The organism is Bacteroides sp. CAG:633 (genome assembly GCF_000435115.1).
Taxonomy (GTDB): domain Bacteria; phylum Bacteroidota; class Bacteroidia; order Bacteroidales; family Bacteroidaceae; genus Bacteroides; species Bacteroides ndongoniae.
In genome coordinates this window covers 1-885 of sequence record NZ_FR883023.1, presented here as the reverse complement: position 1 = coordinate 885, position 885 = coordinate 1, and the positions used below count along the sequence as shown (strand labels likewise).

Here is an 885-nt window from a genome sequence, read left to right as displayed (position 1 = left end):
CGGGCGGCCTGTTCGGCAGCCTGCGCCTCCAGTTCGGCTGCCGCTTCCTCGCGGCTCATGCCCGGACGACGTTGTCGGCACGAGGTTCCCACGATTAGCAGAAACAATGTTAGTAAAAGTAAAGAGAGTCTGTTCATCACGATATACATTCGATTTACACAGAAAACAGGGCAACATCTGTGCCAAACCATCAAGTTGCTATCCATCAGAATATTATCATCAAAAAGGAAGATAAAAAACGTCCGAATCCGTACACCAATCGCACGCTACCGTACAGCGTTTATCGGAAAAGAATACGTATCTTTGTAGGCACCACGGATTACACGGATTGGCACAGATTATTTTTTCGTGATAATCATTAAATCTGTGTTCATCCGTGTAATCTTGTGGTGAAAAACAAAGCCCCATGAAAAAAGGAAAAATACTCATCGTAGACGACAACGAAGACATCCTCTTCACCTTGAAGATGCTGCTGCGCCCGCTGTCCGAACAGGTGACTACCCTCGACGACCCGCGCGAGATGCTGCCACTGCTGTCGCGCGTCAGGCACGACGTCATCCTGCTGGACATGAACTTCCGCCGCGATGCCGTCAGCGGACGTGAAGGTTTTGCCTGGCTGGAGGAAATATTGAAACTCGACCCACAGGCGGTGGTCATCTTCATCACCGCCTACAGTGATACGGAGAAAGCTGTGCAGGCTATCAAGCAGGGAGCCACGGACTTCATCCCCAAGCCCTGGCAGAACGACAAACTGCTGGCCACCGTATCTGCTGCCCTGCAACTCAGCTTCAGCCGACACGAGGTAACAGTGCTGAAAGAACAAAAGAAGACCCTTGAACAACGTGCCGAAGCGCTGGCCACACCTGCCGAACCGACACGCATCAT

General features: G+C 51.5%; 1 protein-coding gene. It reads left to right on the top strand.

Features of this window, described 5'->3' with window-relative positions; all coding sequences use genetic code 11:
- Positions 1-406: 406 nt before the first annotated feature.
- The coding region (locus QVP67_RS03870) for a response regulator (RefSeq protein WP_288179881.1) at positions 407-885 on the top strand (479 nt) is incomplete at its 3' end.